Annotated in this window: 4 protein-coding genes; 3 read left to right on the plus strand and 1 reads right to left on the minus strand. The window is 67.9% G+C overall.

Annotated elements, in window-relative coordinates; translation table 11 throughout:
* Positions 1 to 292 precede the first annotated feature (292 nt).
* The 3 genes from U9980_RS06200 to U9980_RS06210 all read left to right on the plus strand — a co-directional run bounded on the left by U9980_RS06200 (position 293) and on the right by U9980_RS06210 (position 3,495).
* Positions 293 to 1,792 (plus strand): class I adenylate-forming enzyme family protein, encoded by a 1,500-nt coding sequence (locus U9980_RS06200; RefSeq protein WP_322767055.1) that lies wholly within the window; start codon positions 293 to 295, stop codon positions 1,790 to 1,792.
* Between the two features lie 255 nt (positions 1,793 to 2,047).
* The gene (locus U9980_RS06205) at positions 2,048 to 2,671 is read left to right on the plus strand and encodes a cyclodeaminase/cyclohydrolase family protein (protein ID WP_322767056.1); all 624 of its coding nucleotides are present in this window, start codon (positions 2,048 to 2,050) and stop codon (positions 2,669 to 2,671) included.
* Positions 2,668 to 3,495: a bifunctional 5,10-methylenetetrahydrofolate dehydrogenase/5,10-methenyltetrahydrofolate cyclohydrolase gene (locus tag U9980_RS06210; protein ID WP_322767057.1), complete on the plus strand. Its 828-nt coding sequence runs from the start codon at positions 2,668 to 2,670 to the stop codon at positions 3,493 to 3,495. The genes U9980_RS06205 and U9980_RS06210 overlap by 4 nt, the downstream gene beginning before the upstream one ends.
* Positions 3,496 to 3,592: 97 nt before the next feature.
* Here the strand turns inward: U9980_RS06210 and U9980_RS06215 are convergent.
* Positions 3,593 to 5,026: GGDEF domain-containing protein (locus tag U9980_RS06215; protein WP_322767058.1), on the minus strand; the 1,434-nt coding region annotated here is incomplete at its 5' end.

A 5,026-nucleotide genomic window follows, 5' to 3' on the forward strand; every position in this document is an offset into this window, starting at 1 on the left:
GATGGTCCTGCGCCGGACAAGCGCCGTCCAAACGGGTGGAAACGCCTTAAGCTCGTGTTAGGGCGCTGCCGGATGTGTGAGATAAATCGCCCCGCGCGGGCGGGAGTTCACCCGTGTGACTCGCGACACCCGACACGCTGGTTTATCAGGCGCACCATAATTGATATAGCGATCTGGGACGCCCGATCCGGACAGGTCCTACGAGCGGCACGCTAATCGCGGACCGCGGGAACGAGGCGTCCTCGATACCGGGGCGAGCTCATTTACTGAACACTGAACGTTGACAACGGCGGTGAACGTGACATCGGTGATCAACTGGTTGGACGCACGCGCTCGCGAACAACCGCGCCAGACATACCTCAGGGAGGCACACGGCAACCGTTCTATTACATACAGCGAGATGTTGGCTCTGGTCCGTGGTTGGCGGGCCGATCTGGACGCGTGTGGCCCACCGGCCGGACGCCGGATCGCGATCGGCGTGTCCGACCCGCTCGACTTCGCGGTCGTCTTCCTGGCGACAATTGCCAGCGGGCGGCACGCTGTACCGCTGGATCCGGACTCGCCGCCCGCGGAACTGGAGCGTGCCCTTCGACGTGCGCGACCCGACCTGGTGGTGACCGATCGGTCACTACCGATTCCGGCCGGGGTGCGGCAGCTCAACCCGCGCCTGGCGGGTAACCGGCTCGAGGACGTCGACCGACCGGCCGCCACCAACTTTGATCAATGTCAGGGGATACGGGGCGGAGTCCTGCTGGCGGGTTCGGGAACAGCCGGACCCGCCACTCAGGTCTTTCTCGACATCGATCAGCTCTCGCACGTCGCCGCGACCGTCGCCCGCCACCACCAACTGGGCCACACCGACATCGGCTACAACCCCCTGCCGCTGGTACACGTCAACACACAGGTGGTGGGGCTGCTTGCCACCTTGTGCAGCGGCGCGACCCTCGTTCTCGACCGCCGGTTCCGCCGCCGCGGCTTCTGGGGGATGATCAACAGACAGCGGGTGACCTGGATCAACGCCGTTCCGGCGATCCTGGCGCTACTGGCCAGAGATCCACAGGTGGCCCGAGCCCATGACTGCCGCGTCCGGTTCGTGCGGTCCGCCGCGGCTCCCCTGCCCGTCGAGGTGTTACGGGCATTCGAGGCCGCAACCGGTATTCCCGTACTGGAAACATATGGCATGACCGAGGCCGGAAGCCTGATCACGGCCAATCCGCCGCATGGGACCCGCAAGCCGGGTTCGGTGGGCGTGCCGGTCGACAGCGAGGTCCGCGTCGTCGATGACAACGGCACGGTGTGCCCGCCCGACATGGTCGGCACGGTGCAGGTCCGCGGGCCAGGGGTGATTCGCGCCTATGCGGGTCCGACCGGCCGCGACAGATTCACCCACGACGGTTGGCTCGACACCGGCGACATCGGTTTTCTCGACTCGGACGGCTATCTCTTCCTGTCCGGCCGCACCGACGACGTGATCAACCGTGGTGGTGAGAAGGTGTATCCTCGCGAGGTTGAGGCGATCCTGCTCGCCGACCCACGGGTGCGCCACGCCGCGGTCGTGAGCCGGCCGGATGCCGTTCTCGGCGAGGTGCCCGTCGCGCTCGTCGTACCGGTGGACATCCCGGACGCCACGTTGCGCTATGACCTGGCGGAACGCTGCGAGGAAGGCCTCGCCAAATTCAAACGGCCGACCAGCATCGAGATCGTCTCGGACCTTCCGGCCAGACCTGCCGACCTGAGCCGGCGGGAGCGTCGGGCCGGGCCGACCACGGGACACTCCCATGCGGCCGCCTGACGATCCGCGCCTCCCATCCACCCTCCCATCCACATCCCGGTCGCATCGACATCCCGATTGACCCGACACTGAATACCGATCATCGCTGTTTCGTCGCCACCGGCGTCCCGCCGGCTTGCTACGGTGCAGTTCGGTCGGCCGTACAGACCGGCCGTCGTCCATCCCGACCCGGACGGCGTCCGCGTGGGTATGGGCAACCTCGTGGGTATGGGCAACCTTGGGAATCATCGACAGGTAAAAGGCAAAGAGGGTGCTATGGACGACGAGACACTCGCGGGATTCCTCGCCGACCTGGCTTCACCCGCGCCGGCGCCGGGTGGCGGAGCAGCCGCTGCTCTACAGGCCGCTCTGGGCGCGGCGCTGGTGAGCATGGTCTGCAATCTGACGATCGGAAAGCCCCGTTACGCCGCGCACGAGGCGACGATGCTCGCGGCTCGGACCGACGCAGACAAGGCCCGGGTCGAGGCGCTGGCGCTCGCCGACGCCGACGCCCGGGCGTTCGCGGCCGTCAGTGACGCCTACAAGCTGCCGAAAGACACCGACGGCGAACGTGCCGAACGCAGTCGGGCGATCCAGGCCGCGCTGGTCGGAGCGGCCGAGGTACCGCTGCGGACGGCGGCGGTGGCAGCGGACGTGGTGGGGCTGTGCGCGGCGATTGTCGACGGCGCAAACGTCAACGTCCTCAGCGACGTGGGGGTGGCTGCCGCGTGTGCACGCGCCGCGTTGGACAGCGCCGCGATCAATGTGCGGGTGAACACCGCGGCGATGACGGACGCGGTGAACCGGGACCGTGCCGCCGCCGTCCTCGCAGACCATCTGACGTCTGTGTCTGGCGCGGACGCAATCGTGCATATCGTCGGGGAGCGGATCGGATCATGAGATTGCTCGATGGGCGGTCCATGGCCGCCGAAGTCGGCCGGGGCGTGGTCGAGAACACCGAACGGCTGCGCCAGAAAGGGGTCGTGCCGACGTTGGCGGTGGTATTGCCGACAACCGACGCGGCCGCCCGGTCCTACGTGAAGGTCATCGAGCGCGGCGCCGCCAAGGTGGGTGTGCGCTGCATGATCCACGAGCTCTCCGGTGACCGCGCGGAGCTCCTGGCTACGGTCGACCGGCTCGCTGCCGACGACGAGGTGCACGGTCTGATCGTGCAGACTCCCCTACCGTCCGGGCTGTCCGCCAGTGAGATCGGAACCCACATCCCACCGCACAAGGACGTGGACGGGATGAACCCGCTGAGCCTGGGCCGCCTGGCCCTCGGCCTGCCGGGCTTCGCCCCGGCCACCGCCGCCGCGGTCCTGGAGATCCTGCACCGGGGCGACATCAAGCTGGAGGGCACCCGGGTGGTGGTGATCGGACGCAGCCCGGTGGTCGGCAAGCCCGCGGCCCTGCTGCTGCTGGCCGAGGACGCAACCGTGACGGTCTGCCACTCCCACACAACCGACCTGGTCTCGATCACACATGAGGCGGACGTCGTGGTCGCCGCGATAGGCAGACCCAAAATGATCGGCAAGGGGTTCATCCGGCCTGGCGCCACTGTGATCGACGTTGGCACGAACGTCACCGAATCGGGCCTGGTCGGCGATGTGGATGCCGATGCGGTGGCATCGGTGGCGGGAGCGCTCACCCCCGTCCCGGGTGGCGTGGGACCGGTGACGACGATGTTGCTGCTGGCGAACACCACGAGCGCGGCCACCCGGTAGTTCGACACCGCCTCACCGGCCACCCGCCTCACCGGCCACCCGCCACCCGCCACCGGACCCCGTGGCGCCCGTACCGCCCGTAGCGCCCGTAGCGCGTTCAGGCGGTACGGGCGGCCGGTACCTGCGCCGCGAGACGAACGCGGTTCCGTCCGTCGGCCTTGGCCCGGTAGAGCGCCGCGTCGGCGGTCTCCAGCAGGACGGGTAGGTCCACCTCCGTGCCGCTGGCCGTGGCCACACCGACCGAGACGGTCACCGACACGATGACCGCGCCCGCGGACCGGCCATCGACGCGGCAGCGCATTCCAGCCACCTGGCGTCGGATCCGTTCCGCGGCATGGGCGGCGTTGTCCAGGTCGACCTCGCAGAGCAGGACGACGAACTCCTCACCGCCGAAGCGGCCGACCAGATCACGAGGGCGCGTGGCCGCCCGCAGGGCGTCGGCGACCGACGCGAGAACGACGTCGCCGGTCAGATGGCCGAACTGATCATTGACCCTCTTGAAATGGTCGATGTCCACAATGAGTACGGACATCGGCCGGCCCGCCCGCCGGACCCGGGCAGCCTCACGTTCGGCTACCTCACGCCAGTACGCCGGGCTGGCCAGCCTGGTCTTGGCGTCGGTACGCGCGGCCGCGAGCAGTTCCGCGTGCAGCAGACCGCGCTGGAGCAGGAGCGCCGGCGGGGTGGCCGCGAGCATGAGCAGCGGATGCGCGGTCCACAGCACCGCGATGACAATCGCGGAACACATCTCGGTGGCGGCGACCGTGAGCATCTCGCGGCCACCGCCACCGAACGGGCGACCTACCGGAATCGAACGCACCATACTGGTACCTACCGTATTAGAACGTACGGTATTGGAATGTGCCGGAACGGGATGCCTGCGCCGCAGCGTGCCGTGCAGAAGAACTCTGTTGATCACCGTGTAGGTGACGACAGCGAGAAACAACGCGCCGATGCGCCCGGCGGAACCGACCAGCGTTTCAATTCGGTATGGTCCCTGCGTTGGAGCAAGTGCGAGGTGCACGATGGATGCACAGAAACCGGACACGCCTAGAGCCGCCGCGTTGAAAAGCTGTTTGTACCGTGGCTGCGGGCCGATCCCGGCCCGGAAGAGGCAGTAGAGCGGGAGGTGCAGGACGGCCGCGTACACCGGTGGGAGGAGAAGCACGACGGGCAGCGTCCAGGTCGACAGCAGATCCCGGTACGGCTCCTCTTCCCGGTGACCCGGCGCACCGAGATGTCGCGACGTCTCGATGGCCAGCCGGCCGAGGAGGACGAAGGCCCCGAACGCGAGCAGATCCGCGAATCGGAGGGGAAACTCGACGAGGCCCACCAGCGCGACCGCCAAACACAGAAGATCAACACTGATGACGTAACGGACCAGCAGCGGGGGAAGAGATCGGATCTCGAAGTCCGCCGTATGGCCGGCCAGCCATTCCCGCACACCTCGCAACGCCCGGCTCCCGGCCCATCCGGAATGGGACGGCAGGCGGCCGTCGCGCCGATCGACGGATTCCGTTCCTACTGTTCC

Source organism: Protofrankia sp. Cr1 (genome assembly GCF_963555865.1).
In the GTDB taxonomy this organism is placed as follows: Bacteria; Actinomycetota; Actinomycetes; order Frankiales; family Frankiaceae; genus Protofrankia.

Bases quoted from the DNA above. Each gene is read 5' to 3' on its own strand.
- U9980_RS06205 (WP_322767056.1), top strand. From the start codon at position 2,048: ATGGACGACGAGACACTCGCGGGATTCCTCGCCGACCTGGCTTCACCC.
- U9980_RS06210 (WP_322767057.1), top strand. From the start codon at position 2,668: ATGAGATTGCTCGATGGGCGGTCCATGGCCGCCGAAGTCGGCCGGGGC.